Source organism: Sulfitobacter sp. F26204 (assembly GCF_026410305.1).
GTDB lineage: Bacteria > Pseudomonadota > Alphaproteobacteria > Rhodobacterales > Rhodobacteraceae > Sulfitobacter.
The window spans coordinates 301125-326074 of the sequence record NZ_JAPMLQ010000004.1 but is presented as its reverse complement, the minus strand read 5'-3'; the positions used below and the strand labels follow the sequence as shown (position 1 = coordinate 326074).

The window sequence follows — 24950 nt, the reverse complement described above, 5'->3', positions numbered from 1 at the left end:
GCTTTAAACCGGATTCGGCACGGGTTTTCCGTCAAAGAAGGCGCAAAGATTGTCGACGGCCATCAACCCCATTTCCTCTCTCACTTCTTGCGCCGAAGTGCCCAGATGCGGCAGCAAGGTCACGTTTTCCAACGCACATAGCGCCGGTGGCACGGTCGGTTCAAATTCATATACATCCAGACCCGCGCCCGAAATCTGTTTGCTCTGCAGCGCCTTTATCAGGGCTGCCTCGTCAATGATGTCGCCCCTAGCGATGTTGATCAGATAGCTGTCGGGCGACATTGCCGCCAAGGCTTGTGCGTCAATCAAATGGTGCGTCTGCCGGGTCGCGGGCAAGGCGATCACGACAACATTTGCCGCCGCAAGCACATCTGTCAAACTGTCCATCTGGTGCGCGTCAAAGGGCAAGCCCGTCACCTTGGAGCGGTTGTAGAATACCACTTTCATTCCGAAACCGGCTGCGGCACGTTTGGCAATAGCCGTGCCGATCCGTCCCATGCCGACAACACCCAGCGTCTTGCCGCCCACATGCATGCCCAACAATTGCGTCGGATGCCACCCCGGCCATTTGCCCGCACGCACCAGACGTTCACCTTCGCCGGCACGCCGGCATGTCATCAACATCAATGTGATACCAATATCGGCAGTGGCATCCGTCACTGCACCGGGCGTATTCGTCACCTCGATACCAGCCGCACGAGCAGCCTCTGCGTCTATATGGTTAAAACCCACACCAAAATTTGCCAGTATCCGGCAGCGTGGTTCAGCCGTAAAAGCATCCGCAGGAAAGGCATCCCCCAATGTCGGAAGAACTGCATCAAATTCGCTCAGGGCGGCACTCCGTTCAGCCAGGGTCAAGGGTGTCGTTTCCGCACGCACCCTCACGTCAAAGTTCCGTTTGGCCACGTCAATCACGCTTTGCGGCAGGGGACGTGTAATCAGGAGTTTGGTCATTTGGCACGCTCTTTTGCAGGTCCGGACGGTAAATGATGTCATCCTAGGACCGGCTTCATAAAATATCGACCCATAGGTTTGACGTTTCCACAAGCCGATGGCACAAAGTCGCTGACCTCGGTTTACCCGATACAGGAGCTGCATCATGACCACCCCAAACAGCCTGAAATCGGGGGCCATCCAGTCCGCCGAACTGGTTTTAGCGGTCAAAGACCTCAAGACCGAGATGCCGTTCTTTCTTGGTAAGCTGGGCTTCCGGCTTGATTTGATTTTTCCTGCGGATGATCCTTCCGTTGCGGTAATTTCGGGACATGGTCTGCGTCTTCGCCTGGAACGCGATGCGAATGTGGCACCTGTGGTGTTGCGCCTTTATGTCAGTGACTATGAAACACTGGCCGCGCAAAGCGCAACCTTGACCAGCCCCAATGGCAACCGGATCGAACTGCATGATGCAAACCCACCCTTGCAGATCCCCGAAACACGCCATTCTTTCATGGTGCGGCGTTTGGCCGACAGCGATTCCTGGGTCATCGGGCGTGCAGGCATGCGCTACCGCGACCTGATTACCGACCGCCTCGGTGGGTCGATCATTGCTTCCCATATCCGCATTCCGGATGGTGGTCCGGTACCTGACATGGTCCACTATCATACCGTCGGTTTTCAGTTGATTTTCTGTTATCGTGGCTGGGTGCGTCTTGTATATGAGGATCAGGGCGAACCCTTTATCCTGAGCGCCGGAGACTGCGTCATCCAACCGCCAAAAATCCGCCACCGCGTGCTGGAGGCATCAGATAATGTAGAGGTTCTGGAACTTGGCGTCCCAGCCGAACATATCACAACAATTGATCACGACATGGAATTGCCCAATGACACAGTGAATCCCGATCGTGATTGGGAAGGCAGCAAGTTCGTGCATCACAAAGAAGCAGAGGCGGTATGGAGCCCCTGGCGAATCCCCGGATGGGATGCGCGTGATACAGGAATCGGTGACGGCACTGCAGGCGTCGCTGGCGTCATGGTGGCGCGACCAGATGGATCGGGCGATCAAATATGGACAAGCCATGACACCGACATCCTCTTTACCTTTGTCAAGGAAGGCAGCCTGACATTGGAAGTCGATGCCGAAGGGCCAAAGACCCATGACCTCGTTGCGGGGGATGCATTTGTCCTGCCCCCGTTCCTCAAGACACGCTATGTAAACGCATCACCAGACTGTGAAGTGATCGAGGCGACCTTGCCTTCGGGCTTTGCCACCACGGTTCACACCTAAAGACATACACCATAGGTCGCGGGTCATCGGCCTTGCAAAACACATTCTGCGAAGGGGTGGGTTTGCGCGGGATGTTGGTCTTTCACTTATCTGATCCGACGCGCTTCGCAGGCAAAAATCTCCCTACCTACTGGCCACTGCGCCCAGCCAATTGATACTTGTCACAGGATCGTTCAGCCAACCAGCCCTCGGATCGGTTTCTTCAATCACGTCGTTACGACGTACCGATGCACCAATTCGGTATAGATCAAAGGCATCAAGGATATATCACTCTTTGCCCAATACGATGCCCCCATTGGCCCCATTGGCCCCATTGGCCCCATTGGCCCCATTGGCCCCATTGTCGCGGGTCAATTCGGCACCACCAAGGGTGTTTTCGGAACAAGGGCAATCAGTTCTTCGATCGGATACATCATGGGCGAGAGAGAATCATATTGTCGCAGATTACCAATTACTTGAGCTTCGATCGTGGGCGCGTTCAATGTCGCGGATGAGCGCGTGCTAAGGGTCTTGGCGGAACAGGCACGCCCTGGCGCCACCCATTTTACAGGCATTGGGCGACAGGTCATTCGTGCAACTGCTCAACCAGTTGGTAGACTGGGTGATTTCACCTTTCGCCCCTTTGGCAATACCTCCCCGCGCTGACCCACATTTCAATGGTGGCGGTCAGGAATCCGTATCATCGCTGCCAAATTTCTGCCGTACAGGACCCGTGTATTTGGCGATCAGTTCAGCGGGCACTTCGCTACCGTCATACAGAAACGGTAAAATACCCCGGCGCAAGGATTTGCCGCGCATGTTGATGATGTCCGCATCCGATTTCGTAACCCGTTGCGACATGCGTCGGCCCCATTGCCCCAACAAACGATATAGCCGCTCCAGCACCTCACCGTGTTCATCCGTTTTGGCAAGATCCTGGAATTCGTCAGGGTCATTTTGCAGATCAAACAGCATTGGACGGAAGCCACCCTCGGCATGCATCAACTTGTACCGCCCGTCAAACACCATGAAAAGTCGGGCATCTTTCGGCGCAACGCCTAATTTGACCGCATGCGGCGTTGCGGAATAATCATATTCGCTTACTACAAAATCGCGCCATTCTGGCCTTTCGCCCTGTAACCAGGGGATCAAGGACCGCCCTTCGATGATATGTTCGGGTACTTCTCCCCCAGCGGCCTCAACAAAGGTGGCGGCCAGATCAATGCTTTCGACCAGGGCATCACAGGTCGTACCACGGGTGCCGTCGGCCTGCTTGCGTGGATCGAATATGATCATGGGCACCTTAACCGATGCCTCGTGAAACAGATCTTTCTCACCCAACCAATGATCACCAAGGTAGTCGCCGTGATCAGAGGTCAGGACGATCATGGTATCCTTGATCCGGTCGTTTTCCTCAAGGTAATCTAACAAGCGGCCCAATTGATCATCGCATTGCTTGATCAAACCCATATAGGCAGGGATGACTTTTTCGCGCACTTCTTCGCGCTGAAATGCCTGTGCGACCTTGTTCTCCATATAGGCACCAAACACAGGCTGCGGATCATCGCGCTCCACCTCGCTGCGCCGGGCCTGCGGCACGTGGTTCTTGCCGTACATGTTGTGATAGGGTGCTGGCACGATGTAGGGCCAATGCGGTTTGATATAGCTGACATGTGCGCACCAGGGTGCTTTTGTCTGCTCCATAAAAGCGATGGTTTGCGAGGTCAGCCAGGGCGTTTCACTGTCTTCCTCGCGGATATTGGCGGGCTTGTCTGCATTTCGGAACATCCAGCCAGAGGCAATCTGTTCATCGCTGACCGCAGCATTGGCAAAATCCGCCCAGGGGTTGTCGCTGTCATACCCCCTGGACTTCAGGTATTCATTATAGGGAGAGCGTTTTTCGTCATAAAACCCTTCCGGCCCCTCCGCCCATAGGCCATCGTCCCTGATCCAGCTGTCAAAACCGCATTCCGCCTGTCGGGCACCGATAACGCTGTCGGGGGCGAGGCCCAGGCGTGCCATACCTGCGGCATCTGCCCGCATATGGGTTTTGCCAATCAGCCAGCAGTCCATGCCAGCCCGGCGCAGGTGATCACCAAGGGTATGTTCCCCCACCCGCAGGGGGAAACCGTTCCACTGTGCCCCATGACTAGAAGCATAACGCCCCGTGTAAAAACACATCCGGCTGGCGCCGCAGATCGGCGATTGTACATAGGCATTGGTAAAACGGACACCCATATTTGCCACACGGTCAAAATTAGGCGTTTCCAGATGTGGATGGCCCGCGCAGCTCAGATAGTCGAACCGCAACTGGTCATACATAATAAACAGAATATTCAAGACGCGTCTCCCTTGGCGCATTCTATCCATGCCGCCAGACCAATCGCCAGCCATTAGTTATCCTGCAATTGCCCGGCATTGCAGCGATGCACCACCTCAATCCAGTATGGAAAGCCGAAGCCACGGCGATATTGCCAGCCAGATACGAGTATGAAAGACATTGGGTTAAAAAAATCGAGGCTGGGCAGAGTTATGAAAATTGCAGTATTCGGCATTGGCTACGTTGGACTATCCAACGCTGCCCTTTTGGCTCAGCACAATACCGTCGTGGCCGTCGATATTTCGGGCGATAGGGTTGCGCAAATCAACGCTCGGGTCTCGCCTATTGATGAGGTTGGGCTGGCACAATGGCTCGCCGAACGCCCGCTGGAGCTGAGCGCAACAACAGATGCGACTTCGGCCTGTGTCGGGGCCGATTACATCATTGTCGCCACGCCAACCGATTACGACCCCAAGACTGACTTCTTCGATACCTCGTCTGTCGAACAGGTGCTGGCAACCGCACGTGAAACCAACCCGACTGCCACATTGGTTGTCAAATCCACGGTGCCGGTCGGATTTATCCGGCGCATGCGTGGTGTTCTTGGCACAGAAAACATCTTCTTTTGCCCCGAGTTTCTGCGCGAGGGGCAAGCACTTTATGACAACCTCAACCCCTCGCGCATCGTCGTGGGCGCAGATACAGAGGCCGCCCGCGGCTTTGCCCGATTGATGGCGGATGGCGCGACGGCCAGCAATATTCCGATGCTCTTTACCGGAGCGGATGAAGCGGAATCGATCAAGCTGTTTGCCAATACCTATCTTGCTTTGCGGGTTGCATTTTTCAACGAGCTTGACAGCTATGCCCTGAGCGCTGGCATGGACGCACGCCAGATCATCGAGGGTATCGGCTTGGACCCCCGCATCGGCGATCACTACAACAATCCGTCTTTCGGCTATGGTGGCTATTGCCTGCCCAAGGACACCAAACAAATGCTGGCAAATTTTTCGGATGTGCCACAGAACCTGATGCGTGCGGTGGTCCAGGCCAACAAGACCCGCAAGGAATATATCGCCTCAACCGTAATCGCGATGGAACCTCAGACCGTGGGCATCCATCGTCTTGTCATGAAGGCCGGGTCTGACAATTTTCGACAAAGTTCGGTGCGCGGCGTAATCCGAGACATCCGCGATGCAGGCATCCGGGTACTGGTCTATGAACCTTCGCTCGATAAAAAGAAATTCATGGGATGCGAGGTCGTCACCGATTTGACAGCGTTCAAGTCGGAATGTGATGTCATCGTTGCAAACCGTGCGTCAACCGACCTGAATGATGTCGAAGACAAGGTCTTTACCCGCGATATTTTCGGGGTCAGTTGACCCTTTCGGAGCGCTGATGCCAGATACCTCCCGCAAGTTCCTGAGCCATCTTTTTGAGCATGCGGTTGCCGCAGCGGACCCGTTCAAGGCCCTTGAGCATCGCTTGCCTGCCAGACCACAAGGCCGCACTGTGGTGATTGGCGCAGGCAAAGGTGCCGCGCAATTGGCACAGGCGTTTGAGGTGCTTTGGGACGGTCCGTTTTCAGGCGTGGTTGTGACGCGCTACGGCTACGCTGCCCCTTGCGAAACAATTCAAGTGTTGCAGGCTGCGCATCCAGTGCCGGACGCCGCAGGCATCAAGGCTGCACAGGCCTTGAAAGCGGCAGTGTCGGGCCTTGGCCCTGAAGATCTGGTGATCGCCTTGATCAGTGGTGGTGGGTCATCGCTTTTGCCTGATCCGCCGCAAGGGTTGGATCTGGCCGACCTGCAGGCACTGAACCAGGCGCTTCTTGCCTCTGGCGCACCGATCTCGGTGATGAATGATATTCGCAAATGTTTCAGTGGTATCAATGGCGGACGATTGGCAGAACTTGCCGCGCCAGCGCGGGTGTATAACCTCATTGTTTCGGATGTACCCGGCGACATACCGGGCGAGGTTGCGTCGGGTCCGACTGTGGCGGGACGTCCCTCCCCCAAAAACGTGCGGGACATGATAGGTGCCCGTGGGATTGCCTTGCCCGAGGGTCTGATGTCCCATCTTGACGGCCAAGAAGACAGTCCAGCAGCCGACATCAATGAACGGATTGAAACACAGATCATTGCCTCGGCCGCGATTTCCCTCGAAGCAGCCGCCCTAGCGGCACGCGCCAGAGGCGTGAACGCTTGGGTGATGTCAGATCGTATGGAAGGCGAAGCACGGGATGTCGCCCAGGTCCATGCTGCCATCGCCCGTCAGGTCGCGCAAACCGGCTTCCCCTACCCCGCACCTGTTGTACTGCTCTCAGGGGGCGAAACCACCGTCACCCTGCGCCATAAGGGCCGCGGCGGACGCAACAGCGAATTCCAGCTGGCAATGGCCCTGGCGCTGGAAGGCATGGATGGCATCCACGCTCTGGCCGCGGACACCGACGGTATTGACGGTTCAGAAGACAATGCAGGAGCCTTTGTTGACGGGACAACTACTGCCCGGATGCGCAGGGCAGGCTGGAATCCACAAGCCACCTTGCAGCAAAACAACTCATATGAAGCCTTCCAGGCCACGGATGATCTGTTTGTCACAGGTCCGACCGGCACCAATGTCAACGATTTCCGTGCCATTCTGATCGGCGCAGTGCCGTGAAGTCAGGACCGCTCTGCCACATGGCGATGGATCAGGTCTTTATACAAGGCCTGCAATCGCGCCGTCACCGGCCTGTCTCCGCTGCCGATCGCTTTACCATCGATCTTTGCCACCGGTGTCTGCGCCCCGAAGGTTCCCGTCAGAAACGCCTCATCCGCGCCATAGGCCTCATAGAGTGAGAAGTTCTTTTCAAAAACCGGAATATCATTGGCGCGGCACAGATCAATCACCTTTTGGCGGGTGACCCCGTTCATGCAGTAATCCCCCGTTGAAGTCCAAACCGCACGCTGGCGCACGATGAAAAAGTTGCAGGCATTTGTGGTGTTCACAAATCCATGAGGGTCAAGCATCAGCCCCTCATCCGCTCCTGCTGCCTCGGCCTGCAGGCAGGCGATGATACAATTGAGCTTGGAATGTGAATTCAATTTTGGATCCTGGGATGTCGGCAGACCGCGCACCTGTGGCACCGACGCCAATCGGATGCCGGTAGATTGCAGTCGGTCAACTGGCTTGGAATGTTCCATGATGATCACCAGCGTCGGCCCCGAGGTGCTGAGACCGGGATGCTGGAAAGGTTTGTCCTTGATCCCCCGTGTCAGCATCATTCTGCAATGCACGTCATCTGTCATCCCATTGGCCTCTGCTGTCAGGCGCAGCGCCTCTGCAATGCCTGCCTTGTCCATCCCGACATCCAGCGAGATCGCCTTGCAAGAATTGAAGAACCGGTCCATGTGCTCGTCAAAGAAAGCCCAGATCCCTTTGTAAAGGCGCATGCCCTCCCAAATTCCGTCACCCAGCATGAAGCCGCTATCATAAACCGACACTTTGGCCTCGTTTCGGTGAAGGATGTCTCCGTTTACGTAAATCTTGATATCGCGGTTACGGGCGTCTTCGTCCGCTTCATGTGTCGTGGTCATCTGCTGGCCCTCCTGCTGTGTCGGTCATTGATAGCAGGTTTGCATAGGCTGGCCAGCAGGGGCACCGGACCTTTTTGCAGATCCCGGTATACCGCAAATAGTGAAGGCAGCTGCCCAATCACCCTTTTACAAATGGTCCGCTTCGGCCTATCAGCCAGCATAACAACCCTGTTCAACTATCGCGAAAGAGGCCCGCTATGACCTTTGACAGATCGCTCAAAATCGCTCCTTCCATCCTCGCGGCGGATTTCGCCAATTTCGGCGCTGAATGTGCAGCAGTTGAGGCGCAGGGGGCAGATTGGGTTCATGTCGATGTCATGGACGGGCATTTCGTTCCCAACATCAGCTTTGGCCCGGCGACCTGCGCCGCGATCCGCCCACATATAAAAGGGGTCATGGACGTTCATCTCATGATCGCGCCTGTTGATCCCTATATCGATGCCTTTGCCCAGGCGGGTGCCGATTTCATCACCGCGCATATCGAGGCAGGGCCACATATTCACCGCACCCTGCAGGCAATCCGCGCCAGTGGTGCCAAAGCGGGCGTAGCGTTGAATCCCGGCACCCCTGCGGAAAGCGTGGCGCATCTGCTCGATCTTGTTGATATGATCTGCGTCATGACCGTGAACCCCGGCTTTGGCGGGCAGAAGTTCATCGACATGAGCGACAAGATCAAAAGCCTGCGCCAGATGATCGGCGAACGCCCTATCCACATCGAGATCGATGGAGGTGTTGATCCAGTGACAGCCCCTATTGTGACACGGGCGGGCGCGGATGTGCTTGTTGCAGGATCTGCCGTTTTCAAGGGCGGCTCTGCAAGCGATCCTGCGCCCTATGGCCACAACATCAAAGCGATCCGCGAGGCGGCCAACGGCGTCTACGTCTGACATCCAGTCGCAGCCAGAACAAGCTAGTCCAGTTGATCCGCAAACGCCTCAAGCAGTTTGTGTTTCAGAATTTTTCCCGTTGGCGCAGCTGGCAGACTCGTGCCCATCACAATGCGGCTGGGCCGTTTGTATCCAACCAGCCGTTCGCCCACAAAGCGCCGCAACTCTTCCGGCTCCAGACTGTCCCCGTCGGCGATCTGGACAAAGGCCAGCACTTCTTCGTCACCGTCCTTCATACGCCCGATCACAGCTGACTGAATGACCTGCGGATGGTCGTTCAGCGCCGCTTCTACCTCGGGCGGATAGACATTGAATCCTCCATGAATGATCAGTTCCTTAGAGCGGCCCAATATATGCAGATGGCCGTTGTCATCGATCATGCCCAAGTCGCCGGTGCGCAGCCAGCCATCCGGGCTTAGCGCCTTTTCGGTCTCGGACGGATTACGGTAATATCCCTTCATGACATGCGGGCCGCGCACCAGCACCTCACCCGTGCCTGCACCATTTCCTCCCGAAGCGGCATCATCAATCCTGATTTCGGTGCCCGGGGTCTTGGGCCCGACCGAAATATCCGGTGACCCCGGAGGATTGCGTGTAGCAGATGCGCCCGAGGCTGTCTCGGTCATGCCAAAACCGTTCTGCAATGGCAGGCCATAAAACGCTTCGGCCTTACGCTTCCAGGCGGGGTCAAGCGGTGCACCGCCCGACGATACATAACGCAGGCTGGGGGATCCGAGTTCGGTCAGTCCCTGCTCCTTGCTATATTGCATCACCAGCGCATGCATCTGCGGGACCGCAGGCAGAATGGTCACTCCTGCCATCACTGCATCATACAGGGACTTGGCCGAAAACCGTGCCTCTTGTTGCACTGTCGCGCCTGCGTAGATGGCCCCTGTGATGACAGAAACCAGCCCGAAAACATGGGTCAGCGGCAGAACACCATATATGACATCATCTGTTCTCATCTCGCGCAGGTTTGACGACGCGGTGCCGCCGAAACACATATTCCCATGGGTCAACATGACCCCCTTGGGATCACCGGTTGTGCCGGTGGTATAAAGCAACACTGCCACGTCGTGCAGATCCGCATCCGGATTTGACCGGAAAGAGGCCATATGCAGCGTCCCGAAATCACCGCTTACCTCTCGCGCGCCCAGTCGCGCCGCATGGATGCCCGCATCTGTGGAAACCGCGGTTGTCATCACAATTGCTACCGGTGTGGCGTGATCCAGAATGCGGTTCAATTCGCTTTCGGTCTGACGGGCATTCACCGGGATCACCACTGCATCGAGTTTCCAACAGGCAAACAGAACGGCAACCGCGCTCGCACAGTTTTCCGACAGCATCAGCACACGGTCATTCGCAGCGACACCCGCATCGCGAAACAGTTCGGCCAGTGCGTCACTTGCCGCGTCGAGATCAGCAAAGCACCAGCGCGTGCCGATGCTGTCGGTGATGGCCAACGCCGCTGGTCGGGTCGCCACCTGTTGTGCCAAAAATGCTTCTACCCGCGCCATCGCTCTATCCTCGCCTGCGCCTCTGCCTAGGGATAGGCTGGCGCGCGTTTTTCCAAGAAAGCCGCGATGCCTTCGGCGGCCTCGTCTTTTCCCGCGGCCGCGGCCATGGCATCACGTTCTGCGTCCAGTTGCTCAGTTTCGCTGGTTTCATAGGCTTGGGCGACCAATCCACGGATCACGCCCTGCGCCTCACGCGGGCCTGCCGCCAAATGATCCGCAATTGCCATCGCTTCCTCCATCGCCTTGCCCGGGCCGCTCAGGCGGTTCACCGCGCCAAGCTCTGCAAAACGCGTCGCCAGGACGGGACGGCCAAGCAAGCACATTTCCATCGCCAAAGGGCGCGGCAATAACCGCGCCATCGCAGAGGTCAATCCACCATCGGGGACCAGACCGGCCTTGACATAGGCCGCGGTGAATTTCGCATCCTTGGCAGCGACGATCAGATCACAGGCAAGCGCAAGACTGAGACCGGCGCCAGCGGCCCCGCCTTCGACCGCCGCAATCAAGGGCACCGGACTTGCCCGCATCGCGCGGAGCAAATCATGCAATTCATCAACCTTTTCGCGCCGTGCCTCTTCTGACATCTTACGGCGTTCAATCAGCACATTGAGGTTGCCACCTGCGCAGAAAAACCCGCCCTCCGAGGTAAGGATCACAGCGCGAATGCGCGGCTCCGTGGCCTGTACCAAGGCCGTGTTGATACAATCGTAAAGTTCGGGCGACAAAGCACCACGTTTGGCGGTATTCCCGTTCCAGATGATCAGTCGATCACCGGCGTCTTCAATACGTGCGTTCATTTTGCAGCCCTTTTAAACACACCCGAGGCCGAGGACAGCACCTGACCTCCGGCATCAGTTATTTCTGCCGTGGCATAAACAATCTTGTACCCGCCCCCTGTGACACGGCCCGTCGCCACCACGCGCCCATCGGCAATAGCCGCAACATAATTCGTGGTCAGCGACAGCGTCACGACCGGCACCAAGAGGCCGTCACCCGCCATAAACCGCGAGGCGGCGAAGCCGGCGGCTGCGTCCAACATCATCGCGTGGATGCCACCGTGCAATGTGCCGTTTCGGTTGCGGTGTTTCGCGTCGATGTCAAGCGTCACCGTCGCCAATCCCGAAGGGTCGGCAAGATTGATACGGTAACCCACCAACAGTTCCGCCCCGCTTTCAGGAGCTTCATGCGGCGGCAGTGTCTTGCTGGCTTCGCTCACATGGCACCAAGAGCGATAAAGCGCTCAAGATGATGATCCGTGTCTCCAAAACGGTGGTCGGCCATAACAATGCGTTTTGCGATATGGGCCAGTTCATATTCTTGGGTCATGGCAATGCCACCGTGCATCTGGATGCTGTCCTCACCCACCAGACGCCCGACCCGGCCTATCAGGTTTTTGGTCGCCGAGACATTGATCTCGCGCTCCTTGCGGCTGGCTTCCAGATGACCGGCTGCATTGATCACGGCGGAGCGGGCTTGCTCCATCTCGATCAACATCTCCGACATGCGAAACGCCAGTGCCTGAAACGTGCCGATGGGACGTCCGAATTGTTTACGTGTCATCAGGTATTCTTTGGTCAACGCTGTTGCGGTATCCATCGCCCCCAAGGTTTCGGCGCATTGCGCGATGGAAGCGGCCGCTATACGTGCCTCGATCGCCGCAAATGTTTCACCTGCTTTACCCAGGCGGGCGGACACAGGAATTGTCACTTCATCCAACATGACTTCGGCGGCGCGGCCACCAGCCAGCAGCGCATAGCCCTGTATTGTGATACCTTTGGTGTCTGCGGGTACCAGAAACAGAGATATTCCCGCTTCCTTTGATGGTTCACCGCCCTCACGGGCCGAGATGACCAAATGGTCCGCAGCTTCCGCATTGACCACAACAGCCTTATGCCCGTTCAGGACGATGGCATCACCCACGTTCCTTGCCGTAGTCTGAACGCGGTTCAGGTCATAACGGCTGGTCGGTTCGCCATGGGCAAAGGCCATCTGGCAGGTGCCCTCGATGATTTCCTCAACCAGTGTACGCTGACTCTCGTTGCCCAAATCTGCAACCAAACCACCGGCCAGCACGGCTGTATCAAGAAACGGTTCCACAACCCCGGCGCGGCCGAGTTCCTCAAAAACAACGGCAAGATCAAATCCCTTGCCGCCAAAGCCGCCCTGTTCTTCCGTGAACAATGCGCCAATCACGCCAAGTTCGGCCAGTTCCTGCCAGATTTCAGGGGACAGCCCGGTCTCACTGTCCAGGATCTTGTTACGTGTCGCAGTATCATAACGGTCACGCAGAAAACGTCGCAGCGTATCCTGCAGCATTTGCCGCTCTTCTGTCAGCTCGAAATTCATCGGCGTTACCCTCCCATGCTTACTTTGGCGATGATGCCTTTTTGGATCTCATTGGATCCGCCGAAGATCGACAGCTTTCGATTGTTGAAATATTTGGCGGCCACCGGTCCCGCGCCAAGCGGATCGGGCAGCCCCGCATTGGAGCCTTCAAGCGCTTCAGAGGCAAAAGGCATTGCGTAGACACCCGCCGCCCGGCGCGCCAGATCATTGATTTCCTGGCGGATTACGGTGCCCTTGACCTTGAGCATCGAGGCTTCGATCCCTGGTGTACCGCCGCCAGCAGCCTTTGAGATGATGCGCAGGTTGGTCGTTGACATGGCCCAGAGGTCAATCTCGACCTGTGCAATACGTGCCGCGAAATGCGGGTTCTCGATCAACGGTCTGCCATTGGACATTTCGGCCTTGGCCAAACGTTTGACAGTGTTCAGTCCAGCTTTGGAAAACCCGACGCCCGCGATATTCGTGCGTTCATGTGTCAGAAGATATTTGGCATAGGTCCAGCCCTTGTTCTCTTCACCCACCAAATTCTCGACAGGCACTTCGACGTCCGTGAACCAGACCTCGTTCACCTCATGGGCACCATCAAGCAAGATGATCGGACGAACTTCGATACCGGGCGTTGTCATGTCGATCAGCAGAAAGGAAATGCCTTCCTGTTGCTTCACATCCTTGTTGGTGCGCACGAGGCAGAAGATCATGTTCGCGTGCTGGCCCAAGGTCGTCCAGGTTTTCTGTCCGTTCACGATGTAATGAGTACCAGCTTCGTTCAGGACGGCCGTGGTCTTGAGCGACGCCAGATCGGACCCTGCCCCCGGTTCCGAATATCCCTGACACCACCAATCGTCACCATTCAACATCCGCGGAAGCCAATAGTCGTTCTGTTCCTGGCTGCCGAATTTGTGCAGCACCGGGGCCAGCATCGAAAACCCAAACGGTACAATGCGCGGGGCATTTGCGGCTGCGGCTTCCTCTTCAAAGATGTGCTTTTGCACCGCATTCCATTCGGCGCCGCCAAACTTCTTTGGCCAGTTGGGCACCAGCCAACCCTGATCGTTCAGAATGCTATGCCAACGTTCCATATCCTCCTTGGTCAACCCGTCACCATCCGTGCCTGCCACCTTGTCGCGCAGGTCTTTCGGCAACTTTTCCGCCAAAAAGTTTCGGACTTCGTCGCGAAATGCCTTTTCTTCGTCTGAATAGCTCAGGTCCATTGGGTCTCTCCCTTGGGGTCAGTTTCTGGGTTGCATGAAGTCAACCCGCTGCCTCTCTCAACGATCCAACGGGAGAGACAGCAAGTTTTCCAGCACATCCAAAAACAATCTAGTAGATTTCGAACAGGCCAGCAGCACCCATGCCGCCGCCAATACACATTGTCACAACGCCCAGTTTCGCACCGCGCCGCTTACCTTCCAAAAGCAGATGCCCCGTGCAGCGTGCGCCTGTCATGCCAAAAGGATGGCCGATGGCGATGGACCCCCCGTTGACGTTGTATTTTTCCGGATCGATGCCCAATCTGTCTCGGGAATAAAGGCACTGAGAAGCAAAGGCTTCGTTCAACTCCCACAGGTCGATGTCGTCAATTTTCAAACCGTGACGCTCCAGCAGCCGTGGCACGGCATAAATCGGGCCGATGCCCATCTCGTCAGGTTCACAACCTGCGACGGCAAAACCCTTGAAAGCGCCCAGCGGTTCAAGGCCCTGCTTTTCGGCCTGTTTGCTGTCCATTACCACCACTGCAGCGGCACCATCAGACAACTGGCTGGCATTGCCTGCGGTCACAAAACCACCTTCGCGCACGGGTGCAAGTCCTGCCAATCCCTCCAGTGTGGTGCCGGGGCGGTTGCATTCATCCTTGTCAACGGTCACTTCGTGATGCGTGACCTCGCCGGTCTCTTTGTTTTTCATGCCCATCGTGGTTGTCATCGGCACGATTTCATTGTCGAACTTGCCTGCCTGCTGCGCGGCATGGATCAATTGCTGACTGCGCAGACCGAATTCATCCTGATATTCACGGCTCAAGCCATAGCGTTCCGCCACAATATCCGCCGTTTCGATCATCGTCATATAGATCGCGGGTTTATGCTCCTCAAGCCAGGGGTCTTTTACTGCGATGGAATGCGGACCTACCATCGAGATACTCTCGACGCCCCCTGCAACCATCGGTCCGGCTCCTTCCTGGGTGATGGCGTTTGCCGCCATTGCAACCGATTGTAGTCCAGACGAGCAGAAACGGTTTACCGTCACACCAGATGCCGTGATCGGCAGGCCCGCGCGCAACGCGATCTGGCGCGCAATATTGCCGCCGGTCGCGCCTTCGGGTGTGGCGCAGCCCATGACCACATCCTCGATCTGATCCGGTGCCAACCCGGCCCGTTCGACCGCATGTTTGACCGCATGACCACCCATTGCGGCACCATGCGTCATGTTAAAGGATCCTCGAAAGGACTTCGCAAGCCCTGTACGGGCGGTGGAGACAATAACAGCTTGTTTCATTTTGCAGCATCCTTGTTCAAATCATCAAATGTACGGCCTTCTGCGACCAGCGTTTTCAACAGGGGGGCAGGTTGCCAGAACCAGGCATCGTCCTTGGCATAGGCTTCAATATCGGCGAGCACGGTCGGCAACCCAACAATATCGGCCCATTTCATCGGTCCCCCCCAATAGCGCGGAAATCCGTATCCAAAAAGCAATGTCATATCGACGTCCAGCGGACGGCGGGCAATGCCTTCACCTACGACTTTCGCAGCTTCGTTCACCATGGCACACATGTAGCGGCGCACAATCTCTTCGTCGCTAAAGGGACGTGGCGTAATTCCCAGACTCTGCTGTTCGGCCGCCACCAGTTCCGCGATCTTGGGGTTGGGTACACCGGCACGTTTGCCGGCAGAATAGATATAGTATCCCTCTCCCGTCTTTTGTCCGAAATGCCCCTCTTCGCAGAGTTTGTCGATGTAGGTCGGGACACGTTCTTCGGGATGACGGTCAGGGGCTTTTCGCTTGCGGGTCATCCAGCCGATGTCGAGACCGGCAAGGTCGGCCACCGCAAACGGGCCCATTGCAAAACCGAATTTGGTAAGGGCTGCGTCGATCTGATAGGGTGTCGCCCCGTCCAGCACCATGTGATCCGCAGCAGTCCGGTAACTGGCCAGAATACGGTTTCCGATAAATCCGTCGCAAACCCCGGCACGCACTGAAATCTTGCCCAGCGCCTTTCCCAGCGCAAATCCTGTAGCAACTACATCGGGGGCGGTTTTTTCCGCTACAACCACTTCGAGCAGTTTCATGATGTGCGCGGGAGAAAAGAAGTGCAAACCGATCACATCCTCCGGGCGCGAGGTGGCGGCGGCGATTTCATCGACGTCAAGGTAGGATGTATTGGATGCCAGAACACAGCCCGGTTTGCATACGGCGTCGAGTTTGCCAAAGACCTCTTTCTTGACATCCATGTTTTCAAACACCGCTTCGACCACCAGGTCGACATCGCTCAGACTGTCGTAGTCGGTCGACACGCTTAATGCTTTCTGCGTCAACGCATCGAACTGTTCCTGGCTAATCTTGCCGCGTTTCAATGCCCCCGATAGGTTGCCGCTGATCCGGTCAAGAGCGGCCTCGGCCGCCTCCGCCTTCATCTCGATCAAGACAACCTCAAGACCCGACAGCAAGGCGGCTGTGGCAATACCTGCCCCCATCGTACCGCCACCGATCACGCCGATTGCCTTCAGGTCACGCGGCGTGACACCTTTCAATTCCGCCAGATTGCCAACTGCACGTTCCGAGAAAAAGGCGTGGATCATACCTTGGCGCTGATCGGTTTGCATCAACTCCATGAACAGGTCACGCTCTTTTTTCAGCCCCTCCTCAAAGGGCAATTCACTCGCGGCTTGAACGGCACGCACGGCGATTGCCGGGCTGATCTGGCCGCGTCCCTTGGCCAGCACCGCGTCATAGGTTGCGTCCCAGTCAATCGCAGGGGCAGCGGGCAATTCACTCACAGGGCGGCGACTGGCGCCCTCAGCCAGCAGATCCCGTGTATAAGCAAGACCTACGGCTTCCGGCTCGCCTTCCTCCACACGGTCGACGACCCCCATGTCCAGCGCCTCGGCTGCCTTGACCTGGCGGCCACTAGTGATGATTTCCAATGCCTTTTCAGCACCGATCAGGCGTGGCAACCGCTGGGTGCCACCGGCACCGGGGATCAGGCCAAGATGCACTTCGGGCAGACCGACACGGGCGCTGGGCTGGGCAATTCGATAATGTGCCGACAGCGCAACCTCAAGCCCGCCCCCCAGCGATACACCATGCATCGAGGCGACAACCAGCAGCGGCGATGCTTCGATCCGGTTACACAGGACCGGCAGATGCGGTTCCAACGGGGGCTTGCCGAATTCGGTGATGTCAGCGCCTGCGATAAAGGCGCGACCGTCACCTACGATCAGTACGGCACGCACCCCACTGTCAGCCTCGGCACGGTCCATTGCGTCCCATAACCCCTGCCGCACGGCATGGGACAGGGCATTGACCGGCGGATTGCGAATGCACAAAATGGCTGTGTCATCGTGACGGGTATAGACTATCGGGTCGCTCATCATGTTCTCCTGGGGTTTCATCCGCGCCGGGCCAAAGCCGACGCATGTCCGGTGCGTTGTTCCAATGCACGCACAGTGTCTCTGAGGGCCGGTCCGACGTCTTGTATCATCCGTGCATCCGGCAAGTCCCTTGGCAATGCGCCGCAGGTAAAGGCGACGCTTTCTCCGAATTCTGTCGCGAAATAGGGGACGCTCACCGCATTGACGGTACTGGCATAACGCAAAGGTTCCGGCGCTATCGCAAAGCCCTGGCCGATCAATTGACCATATCCTTCCCGGCGCAGATCCATCATTTCGGCACTGTCGCTCAGCGCAAGAAACTTGTCTTCGTCCAATGTGGCCAGAACCGCAAGTCCCGAGGACGACCCAAAAAGCGGGATCCGTTGTCCGGGGTCCAGCCATATGGTCGCAGCCCCCACGGGCCGCCATGTTTTGACCAAGAGCATCCGATCTCCATCGCGCACCGCGATCAATGCAAGCGTACCGGTTTCATCAGCCAACTTCTGCATGGCCTCGGACGCCAGATCCACAAAGCTGATCGAAAGCGCGGCAACAGATCCAAGCGCGACCGATGCCGGGCCAAGCCTGAAACGTTCGTTGCGCCCACCATGAACCAGATAACCCAGCTCGCAAAGCGTATAGGTCAAACGTGATATTGTCGGCTTCGGCAGCCCCGTGCGCGTCGCGATTTCGGCATGGGTCAATCCATTGTCACTGGCGCGAAAAACCCGCAGCACGCCAAGGCCACGGGCAAGGGTATTGGCAAATTTGCGGTCTGCAACCTGATCCTTCATCTCAGCAAGAGCCCTGTGGCATATGGCCCGAATTGATGCATTGATAGGTGCATTGATGTGCTTCCAGTGTTTTGCTTGGCGAAATTGAATTTCACTTTGGCAAGGCAACACCTAAAGACCCCTCCCGATTCACGCAAGGGTACTTTGACCGGTGCAGTGTGGCAGGCAGTTTCAGAAGATCAACCGTAGATGAAGCATCGTCCCGGAACAGCATCAGACGGCAGCGGTTGTTCGCCAAGGGTTTCGAAATACATCCGGTCACTGGAGACCATCAGCCCGCCCTGTGCCAGCAGAGGCTCGATCAAGGGCGACACTGCACGCGCAAAAGCGTCGTTTTTTTCAAGGTTGTGCCCGCCCAGATCCGCATGGATCAGTGATGCGGTCGCACCAAAACGTGCCAGTGCCTGAATCAGCGTTTCGTTCACATCACCAAGGATCAGCATGTCATCTGGTGGTGTGCTTGACGGGTGTGACGCGACCGCACGTTCAAACACGAAGATGTCACGACCCGGCATCTTCTCGACCATATGGCTGTAGGTTCGCCCATTACCCAGCCCAAGTTCGAACACAGGGCCATTCATTGATCGGGTCATAGCGGCGGCATGGTCTAGGCAAGCCCGCTGCGACACCATACGGTTGATAAAGAGGTCAAGACGGCTCATGGCGGTTCCTTTGAATAAGGCGCGGGCAAACGCCCTGAACGCAGATCCTTGTGTAACCTGATTACACCGCGAGGGACCAGAGCGGTCCTTGGGCAAACGCCCAAGGGTATCATTGCTGGACGGTTGGGCGCAAATCGGCTTCACTCCGAATCCAAGCACCTGATTTTTCGGGTGGCCTTTCATTGTGTGGAATTTGATGACTTCTTTGCTGGACGTAGATGCACTTACAATCGGGTTCGGGAATGCGCCCCCGGTTGTGCACGACGTCAGTTTTTCCGTCAGCGCAGGCGAAACCCTTGCCCTGGTCGGCGAAAGCGGGTCGGGCAAGACACTCACCTGCCGCACGGCATTGCGCATCCTGCCAGAGACCGCACAGATCAGAGGTGGTTCTGTTACCTTTCACAGCGGCGACGGACCGGTTGATCTTTTGGGATGTCACGAACACCAGATGCGCCGTATTCGGGGAAACCGAATTGCGATGATCTTTCAGGAACCGATGCGCTCCCTGTCGCCGTTGCACAGATTGGGCAACCAGGTAGGAGAAGTGCTGCGCATCCACCGGGATATGGGTGCCGCCGAAGCCAAGCGCCGGGTCATCGAACAATTTGACAAAGTCGGTTTCGTCGACCCCGAACGCGCATTCAGCAGCTATCCCTTCGAGATGTCGGGCGGCATGCGGCAACGCGCGATGATCGCCATGGCGATGGTTGCACAACCCGAATTGCTGATCGCGGACGAACCGACCACAGCACTGGATGTGACGACACAGGCGCAGGTTCTGGGACTGATAAACAGCTTGCAAAAAGAGACAGGCATGGCGGTTGTCCTTGTCACCCATGATCTTGGTGTTGTTGCCAATATGGCCCAACAGGTTGTCGTGATGAACAAGGGGCGCGTCATGGAGGCGGGCCGCGCCGAACATATACTCGCGGCCCCCGCCCACGGTTACACTGCCAAACTGTTTGCCGCCGCGCCAATGATCCCCACCGTGGCCACACCTGCACCCGAACTGACCTATGATGACGTGATCCTCGATCTCAAGGATGTGACCAAGACCTATACGATGCGGGCAAGCGGCTGGCGGGCACCCGTGGCCATCACCGCCTGTCGTAACGTGAACCTTTCAGTGCCTCGGGGCAAAACCCTGGCCGTTGTAGGCGAAAGCGGATCGGGCAAGACCACCTGTGCGCGGGTTGCACTCGGGGCGGAGCGGCCAGATCCGGGCGGCGAGGTCCTGTTTCGTCCTGACGCCGGCGCGCCTGCCCTTCCGGTACACGACATGAACAACATGCAGCGCACAGCTTTCCAACGACAGGCGCAGATGGTTTTCCAAGATCCTTATTCTTCACTCAGCCCCCGGATGCGGGTTCTCAATGCGCTGGTTGAACCTATGGAGATCCACGGCATCGGCACTAAGGCAGACCGTCGAGACAAAGCCGCCGACATGTTGAAACTTGTCGGGCTTGACCCTGATATGCTGCATCGGTATCCGCATGCGTTTTCAGGCGGGCAACGCCAACGATTGTCGATAGCACGCGCGCTGACTCTGGATCCGAAACTCCTGATCTGCGATGAACCGACATCCGCGCTGGACGTTTCTGTTCAAGACCAGATCCTTACATTACTCGAAGACATCCGCGACCATGCCAACCTGAGTTATCTGTTCATCAGTCACGATCTGGCAGTTGTCGCCCGCATCGCCGACGAAGTCGCTGTAATGCGCGCCGGTGTGATCGTGGAAGAAGCCCCCCCGGACACGCTATTCTACAATCCGCAGCATCCCTACACACAGGCGCTGATCGCAGCACAACCCGAACCCGACATTACCCGACCCATCGATCTTGATCTGGTCGCCAAGGGCGCAGGCGCACCGACAAGCTGGCCCGAGATATTCCGTTTCGACGGGGCAAACGCCCCCGACTTGCGAGAGTTGGAACCGGGGCATAAGGTACGCTGCCATGCGTAACTTCATCCTCTTTCTCGCTTTGCTGGCGACTCCCGTCCTGGCGCAGACGACGTTACAGGAAACCAGTTTCTGGGCACAGGAGGTCCAGGCCGGAGACCTGCCCCCGATCGCAGAACGGTTGCCCGACCTGCCCTTGGTCGTTGATCTGGAGGCGAAGGGCCGTCAATTCGGCAAGCAAGGCGGCACCCTGCGTACCTTGGTGACACGGTCAAAGGATGTCCGTCAGATGGTTGTCTATGGCTATGCGCGGCTGATGGGCTATGGCACGGACTACGAACTTTATCCCGACATTCTGCATCGCGTCGACGTCATCGAAGACCGCAAATACATCCTGCACCTGCGCCCCGGGCATCGTTGGTCTGATGGTGCGCCCTTTACCTCGGACGACTTCCGTTACTGGTGGGAATATGTCGTCAACAATCCCGAAATCACCCCTTCCGGCCCGCCGGAATTCATGATCGTAGATGGCAAGCTGGGCAGCGTGACTTTTCCGGATGCCCATACGGTCGTTTTCGAATGGGAAACGCCAAACTCGAACTTCCTGCCGCTATTGGCCCAGGCCTCTCCCCCCTTCATCTATCGACCGGCACATTACCTCAAACAGTTTCACAGCGCATTTGCAGAGCCCGAAGCGCTTTATGAGGAAGTCCGTCGCGCGCGCGTCAAAAGCTGGGCGGCATTGCACAACAAACGCGACAACATGTACAAGTTCGACAACCCGCATTTGCCGACGCTGCAGCCTTGGGTGAACGCCAGCAACCGCGGGTCTCGCCAGTTGTTTGTGCGCAATCCCTATTATCACAGGATTGATTCTCGCGGGCTCCAGCTGCCCTATATTGATGTTGTGAATATGACAATCGTCGGCGGCGGTCTGGTTGCGGCAAAAACGAACGCAGGCGAGGTCGACCTGCAGGCGCGTGGCCTCGATTTTCCAGATGTTTCCATCCTCAAGAAGGGTGAAACAGATGGTGGCAATTATCGCACTCTGTTATGGGCCAGCGGCGTGGCCAGCCAGATTGCCATCTATCCAAATCTCAATTTCCGTGATCCGGTCTGGCGTGACGTGATGCGCGATGTTCGGTTCCGCCGCGCCCTGAGTATGGGCATCGACCGGCGCATGATCAACCGCGCGCTCTACTTCGGACTAGGCAAGGAGGGCGGCATGTCCGTTCTCAGCCAAAGCCCCCTGTTCGAAGTGCAAAACGCCTATCGTTCAGCAATTTATTATCCGGCCAAAGCCAACGCCCTGCTGGATGAAATGGGACTGACCGGCCGTAACCAGGCCGGGATCCGGCTGCTTCCCGATGGCAGGCCGATGGAATTTGTGATCGAAACCGCCGGTGAACGCCAAGAGGTCGAAAATGCCCTGGCCATCGTCACGGATACATGGCGTGAGTTGGGTATCAAGCTGGTGATGCGCCCACTCGACCGCGATATTTTGCGCAATCGGGTCTACGCGGGAATTAGCATGGCCGCGGTCTGGTATGGTTGGGACAATGGTTTGCCCTCGGCGGCCACCTCACCAAAGTACCTGGCCCCCACCAATCAGGAATTCTTTGCCTGGCCCAAGTGGGGGCAGTATTTCGCGACCTCCGGCAGCGCGGGCGAAGCCCCTGACATGAAACCGGCCCAACACCTGCTTGCCCTTGCAGAAGACTGGTCCCACACCACAGACCCGAAAGAGCGGCGTGCAATCTGGTCTGACATGCTGGAAATCCATGCAGATCAACAATATGCCATCGGCATCCTGTCCGAAGCGCCGCAGCCCGTCGTTGTCTCCAAACGCTTGCGCAATGTGCCCGAGCACGCGATCTGGGCCTATGATCCTGGCGCGCATTTTGGTGTCCACCGCATTGATGAATTCTACTTCGACGACGCCTTTGAACAGGTGACCCAATGATCTTGTTACTGCGCTATGCGGGCTATCGGTTCCTGACCATGTTGTTGACGCTTTGGGTGGTCTCGATCATGGTTTTTGTCATCATCAACCTCCCGCCGGGGGATTATCTGAGCAACCAGATCGCCGAGCTGCGTGCAACCGGTCAGGCCGAAGGTGTGGCCAAGGCCGAATTTCTGCGAACCGAATATGCCCTCGACCGCCCGATCTGGGAACAATATTTTATTTGGGTTGGCATGATGCCCGGTCCCAACGGGTTTTCGGGATTGATCCAGGGCGATTTCGGCTGGTCCTTCGAATTTGACCGCCCCGTGGGCGAAATCGTGGGCGATGCATTGTGGTTGACCGTTCTGGTCAATCTCGCAGCCGTCCTGTTTGTCTATGCTGTCGCCCTGCCACTTGGCGTCCTGGCCGCCGCCAGGTCGGAGACCTGGGTGGATTATACTGCGGGTTTTGTCGGATATCTGGGCCTCGCGACGCCCAACTTTCTGCTGGCGCTGATCCTGTTCTACTACGGTAATAAATACTTTGACCTGCCCATCGGCGGGCTCATGGCCCCGGCATTCGAGGGCGAACCCATGTCCTGGCTCAAGGTGAAATCCATCCTGTTACATCTGATTGTGCCAACCTTTGTTATCGGCACGTCAGGAGCGGCCGCCATGATGCAGCGGTTGCGGGCCAACATGCTGGATGAACTGAGCAAACCCTATGTTGAAACAGCCAAGGCCAAGGGGCTTGGCCCTGCCAAATTGCTGACGAAATACCCGCTGCGCATGGCCTTCAATCCTTTTGTCGCCGACATCGGCAATCTGTTACCCGCAATGGTCTCCGGTTCGGTTCTGGTTTCCGTGGTGCTCGGCCTGCAAACCATCGGCCCGTCCTTGTTGACCGCATTGAAATCACAAGATCAGTTTCTCGCCGCCTTTGTGCTGATGTTCGTCGCGCTGCTGACGCTGATCGGCACAATGATCTCTGATCTGTTGCTGGTCCTGTTGGATCCGCGCATCCGCTATGGAGATCGCAACGGATGAGCATTCAGCCCGACAACCGCTTTGTCGATCCTGCCCCGTGGAGCGACGAAACAGACCTCAGCGCCCCAGACCGCGCGGATATGGATGCACCCGGCTGGTTACTGACCTGGCGCAAATTCAAGAGACACAAGCTGGCGCTGGTATCAGGCATCTTTCTGCTCCTGTGTTATCTAATCCTGCCTGTCGCAGGTTTCGTGGCCCCCTACACGCCCAATGAACGCAGCGCGGATTACCTTTACGCCCCACCGCAAAGCATCAATCTGTGGCATGATGGCCACCTGGTCGGGCCTTATGTCTATCCCCTTACAGCCAAGGCAGATCTTGTCAATTTCCGCTGGACCTATACGACAGATGAAACCACACCGATGCCGCTGGATTACTTTTGCAAGGGCGAGACCTATCGCCTGTTCGGCCTGCTGCCCTCGAACACACATCTTTTCTGTGCTCCCGACGGTGCCACCGTGTTCCTGTGGGGCTCCGACCGCCTGGGCCGGGATGTATTCAGCCGCATCCTCTATGGTGCACAATTGTCGCTGACAGTCGGTATCATCGGCATCACTGTCTCCTTTCTGCTGGGCATTACCTTTGGCGCCATGGCCGGATATTTCGGCGGCAAGACCGACTGGATCGTCAACCGCGTCATCGAAATCCTGCGCTCCTTGCCTGAACTGCCGTTATGGCTGGCCCTGTCGGCGGCGGTGCCGTCCAACTGGGGACCAGTGGCGGTCTTCTTCATCATCTCGATTATTCTCGGGATTCTCGATTGGCCGGGACTGGCCCGCGCTGTGCGATCCAAATTCCTGTCCCTGCGCGAAGAGGAATATGTAAAGGCCGCCGAAATGATGGGGGCAAAACCCGGCCGGGTGATCCGCCGTCATCTGCTGCCCAACTTCATGTCACATCTGATCGCAAGTGCCACCCTGTCGATCCCCGCCATGATCCTGGGTGAAACCGCGCTCAGCTTCCTGGGCCTTGGTCTGCGCGCCCCCGCCGTCTCTTGGGGAGTCATGTTGAACGATGCACAGAACCTCGCCAGTATCGAAATCTACTGGTGGACAGCCATTCCCATGCTGCCGATCGTCGTCGTCGTGCTGGCCTTCAATTTCCTCGGCGACGGTCTACGCGCATCTCTCGACCCCTACAAAAGCTGACGCCTTATTCTGTCG

Annotated in this window: 21 protein-coding genes; 8 read left to right on the top strand and 13 right to left on the bottom strand. The window is 57.1% G+C overall.

Features of this window, described 5'->3' with window-relative positions:
• Positions 1 to 3: 3 nt before the first annotated feature.
• Positions 4 to 954 (bottom strand): 2-hydroxyacid dehydrogenase, encoded by a 951-nt coding sequence (locus tag OS190_RS12830; RefSeq protein ID WP_267159098.1) that lies wholly within the window; start codon positions 952 to 954, stop codon positions 4 to 6.
• Positions 955 to 1099: 145 nt separating this feature from the next.
• On the opposite strand from OS190_RS12830, the gene OS190_RS12825 reads away from it, so the two are divergent.
• Complete coding sequence (locus tag OS190_RS12825) at positions 1100 to 2224, top strand: cupin domain-containing protein (RefSeq protein WP_267159097.1); 1125 nt, start codon at positions 1100 to 1102, stop codon at positions 2222 to 2224.
• Between the two features lie 350 nt (positions 2225 to 2574).
• Here OS190_RS12825 and OS190_RS12820 read toward each other — a convergent pair whose 3' ends face one another.
• Both OS190_RS12820 and OS190_RS12815 read right to left on the bottom strand, forming a co-directional pair.
• Positions 2575 to 2778 (bottom strand): hypothetical protein, encoded by a 204-nt coding sequence (locus OS190_RS12820; protein ID WP_267159096.1) that lies wholly within the window; start codon positions 2776 to 2778, stop codon positions 2575 to 2577.
• Positions 2779 to 2890: 112 nt separating this feature from the next.
• On the bottom strand, positions 2891 to 4543 hold the full coding sequence (locus OS190_RS12815) for a sulfatase-like hydrolase/transferase (protein WP_267159095.1): 1653 nt from the start codon (positions 4541 to 4543) through the stop codon (positions 2891 to 2893).
• A gap of 192 nt (positions 4544 to 4735) precedes the next feature.
• On the opposite strand from OS190_RS12815, the gene OS190_RS12810 reads away from it, so the two are divergent.
• A complete protein-coding gene (locus OS190_RS12810) occupies positions 4736 to 5902 on the top strand; it encodes a nucleotide sugar dehydrogenase (protein ID WP_267159094.1) in 1167 nt (388 codons plus the stop codon).
• Positions 5903 to 5918: 16 nt separating this feature from the next.
• The gene (locus OS190_RS12805; RefSeq protein WP_267159093.1) at positions 5919 to 7181 is read left to right on the top strand and encodes a glycerate kinase type-2 family protein; all 1263 of its coding nucleotides are present in this window, start codon (positions 5919 to 5921) and stop codon (positions 7179 to 7181) included.
• A 2-nt stretch (positions 7182 to 7183) separates the two neighbouring features.
• Here the strand turns inward: OS190_RS12805 and OS190_RS12800 are convergent, their stop codons facing one another.
• A complete protein-coding gene (locus OS190_RS12800) occupies positions 7184 to 8098 on the bottom strand; it encodes an aminotransferase class IV (RefSeq protein ID WP_267159092.1) in 915 nt (304 codons plus the stop codon).
• Between the two features lie 197 nt (positions 8099 to 8295).
• Between OS190_RS12800 and rpe the strand changes: the two genes are divergently transcribed.
• Entirely contained in the window at positions 8296 to 8985 is a 690-nt protein-coding gene (rpe, locus tag OS190_RS12795; protein WP_267159091.1) for a ribulose-phosphate 3-epimerase, read from the top strand.
• A 23-nt stretch (positions 8986 to 9008) separates the two neighbouring features.
• Here rpe and OS190_RS12790 read toward each other — a convergent pair whose 3' ends face one another.
• The 9 genes from OS190_RS12790 to OS190_RS12750 form a co-directional block, all read right to left on the bottom strand.
• On the bottom strand, positions 9009 to 10502 hold the full coding sequence (locus tag OS190_RS12790) for a class I adenylate-forming enzyme family protein (protein ID WP_267159090.1): 1494 nt from the start codon (positions 10500 to 10502) through the stop codon (positions 9009 to 9011).
• A gap of 26 nt (positions 10503 to 10528) precedes the next feature.
• Entirely contained in the window at positions 10529 to 11299 is a 771-nt protein-coding gene (locus OS190_RS12785; RefSeq protein WP_267159089.1) for an oxepin-CoA hydrolase, alternative type, read from the bottom strand.
• Complete coding sequence (locus tag OS190_RS12780) at positions 11296 to 11718, bottom strand: PaaI family thioesterase (protein WP_267159088.1); 423 nt, start codon at positions 11716 to 11718, stop codon at positions 11296 to 11298. The genes OS190_RS12785 and OS190_RS12780 overlap by 4 nt, the downstream gene beginning before the upstream one ends.
• Positions 11715 to 12848, bottom strand: coding sequence for an acyl-CoA dehydrogenase family protein (locus OS190_RS12775; RefSeq protein WP_267159087.1), 1134 nt, complete (start codon positions 12846 to 12848; stop codon positions 11715 to 11717). Before OS190_RS12775 ends, OS190_RS12780 begins: the two co-directional genes overlap by 4 nt.
• Before the next feature lie 5 nt (positions 12849 to 12853).
• Complete coding sequence (locus OS190_RS12770; protein WP_267159086.1) at positions 12854 to 14059, bottom strand: acyl-CoA dehydrogenase family protein; 1206 nt, start codon at positions 14057 to 14059, stop codon at positions 12854 to 12856.
• A 109-nt stretch (positions 14060 to 14168) separates the two neighbouring features.
• Positions 14169 to 15341, bottom strand: coding sequence for an acetyl-CoA C-acyltransferase (locus tag OS190_RS12765; RefSeq protein ID WP_267159085.1), 1173 nt, complete (start codon positions 15339 to 15341; stop codon positions 14169 to 14171).
• Entirely contained in the window at positions 15338 to 17434 is a 2097-nt protein-coding gene (locus tag OS190_RS12760; RefSeq protein WP_267159084.1) for a 3-hydroxyacyl-CoA dehydrogenase NAD-binding domain-containing protein, read from the bottom strand. The genes OS190_RS12765 and OS190_RS12760 overlap by 4 nt, the downstream gene beginning before the upstream one ends.
• Positions 17435 to 17451: 17 nt before the next feature.
• A complete protein-coding gene (locus OS190_RS12755) occupies positions 17452 to 18228 on the bottom strand; it encodes an IclR family transcriptional regulator (protein ID WP_267159083.1) in 777 nt (258 codons plus the stop codon).
• A gap of 179 nt (positions 18229 to 18407) precedes the next feature.
• Positions 18408 to 18890 (bottom strand): class I SAM-dependent methyltransferase, encoded by a 483-nt coding sequence (locus OS190_RS12750; RefSeq protein ID WP_267159082.1) that lies wholly within the window; start codon positions 18888 to 18890, stop codon positions 18408 to 18410.
• A 196-nt stretch (positions 18891 to 19086) separates the two neighbouring features.
• On the opposite strand from OS190_RS12750, the gene OS190_RS12745 reads away from it, so the two are divergent.
• Genes OS190_RS12745 through OS190_RS12730 form a run of 4 tightly spaced genes read left to right on the top strand, consistent with a single transcriptional unit; the run spans position 19087 to position 24935 of the window.
• Positions 19087 to 20856 (top strand): ABC transporter ATP-binding protein, encoded by a 1770-nt coding sequence (locus OS190_RS12745; protein ID WP_267159081.1) that lies wholly within the window; start codon positions 19087 to 19089, stop codon positions 20854 to 20856.
• Complete coding sequence (locus tag OS190_RS12740; RefSeq protein ID WP_267159080.1) at positions 20849 to 22756, top strand: ABC transporter substrate-binding protein; 1908 nt, start codon at positions 20849 to 20851, stop codon at positions 22754 to 22756. The genes OS190_RS12745 and OS190_RS12740 overlap by 8 nt, the downstream gene beginning before the upstream one ends.
• Entirely contained in the window at positions 22756 to 23784 is a 1029-nt protein-coding gene (locus OS190_RS12735) for an ABC transporter permease (RefSeq protein ID WP_267159136.1), read from the top strand. Before OS190_RS12740 ends, OS190_RS12735 begins: the two co-directional genes overlap by 1 nt.
• Positions 23781 to 24935, top strand: a complete 1155-nt coding sequence (locus tag OS190_RS12730) for an ABC transporter permease (RefSeq protein WP_267159079.1) — start codon at positions 23781 to 23783, stop codon at positions 24933 to 24935. The genes OS190_RS12735 and OS190_RS12730 overlap by 4 nt, the downstream gene beginning before the upstream one ends.
• Positions 24936 to 24950 lie beyond the last annotated feature (15 nt).

Excerpts from the sequence above, each read along its gene's own strand:
- OS190_RS12750 (WP_267159082.1), bottom strand. The coding sequence starts at position 18,890 with ATGAGCCGTCTTGACCTCTTTATCAACCGTATGGTGTCGCAGCGGGCT.
- OS190_RS12830 (WP_267159098.1), bottom strand. The coding sequence starts at position 954 with ATGACCAAACTCCTGATTACACGTCCCCTGCCGCAAAGCGTGATTGAC.
- OS190_RS12790 (WP_267159090.1), bottom strand. The coding sequence starts at position 10,502 with ATGGCGCGGGTAGAAGCATTTTTGGCACAACAGGTGGCGACCCGACCA.
- OS190_RS12760 (WP_267159084.1), bottom strand. The coding sequence starts at position 17,434 with ATGAGCGACCCGATAGTCTATACCCGTCACGATGACACAGCCATTTTG.
- rpe (WP_267159091.1), top strand. The coding sequence starts at position 8,296 with ATGACCTTTGACAGATCGCTCAAAATCGCTCCTTCCATCCTCGCGGCG.
- OS190_RS12800 (WP_267159092.1), bottom strand. The coding sequence starts at position 8,098 with ATGACCACGACACATGAAGCGGACGAAGACGCCCGTAACCGCGATATC.
- OS190_RS12745 (WP_267159081.1), top strand. The coding sequence starts at position 19,087 with ATGACTTCTTTGCTGGACGTAGATGCACTTACAATCGGGTTCGGGAAT.
- OS190_RS12765 (WP_267159085.1), bottom strand. The coding sequence starts at position 15,341 with ATGAAACAAGCTGTTATTGTCTCCACCGCCCGTACAGGGCTTGCGAAG.
- OS190_RS12770 (WP_267159086.1), bottom strand. The coding sequence starts at position 14,059 with ATGGACCTGAGCTATTCAGACGAAGAAAAGGCATTTCGCGACGAAGTC.
- OS190_RS12820 (WP_267159096.1), bottom strand. The coding sequence starts at position 2,778 with ATGCCTGTAAAATGGGTGGCGCCAGGGCGTGCCTGTTCCGCCAAGACC.
- OS190_RS12810 (WP_267159094.1), top strand. The coding sequence starts at position 4,736 with ATGAAAATTGCAGTATTCGGCATTGGCTACGTTGGACTATCCAACGCT.
- OS190_RS12825 (WP_267159097.1), top strand. The coding sequence starts at position 1,100 with ATGACCACCCCAAACAGCCTGAAATCGGGGGCCATCCAGTCCGCCGAA.
- OS190_RS12805 (WP_267159093.1), top strand. The coding sequence starts at position 5,919 with ATGCCAGATACCTCCCGCAAGTTCCTGAGCCATCTTTTTGAGCATGCG.
- OS190_RS12785 (WP_267159089.1), bottom strand. The coding sequence starts at position 11,299 with ATGAACGCACGTATTGAAGACGCCGGTGATCGACTGATCATCTGGAAC.
- OS190_RS12775 (WP_267159087.1), bottom strand. The coding sequence starts at position 12,848 with ATGAATTTCGAGCTGACAGAAGAGCGGCAAATGCTGCAGGATACGCTG.
- OS190_RS12730 (WP_267159079.1), top strand. The coding sequence starts at position 23,781 with ATGAGCATTCAGCCCGACAACCGCTTTGTCGATCCTGCCCCGTGGAGC.
- OS190_RS12740 (WP_267159080.1), top strand. The coding sequence starts at position 20,849 with ATGCGTAACTTCATCCTCTTTCTCGCTTTGCTGGCGACTCCCGTCCTG.
- OS190_RS12755 (WP_267159083.1), bottom strand. The coding sequence starts at position 18,228 with ATGAAGGATCAGGTTGCAGACCGCAAATTTGCCAATACCCTTGCCCGT.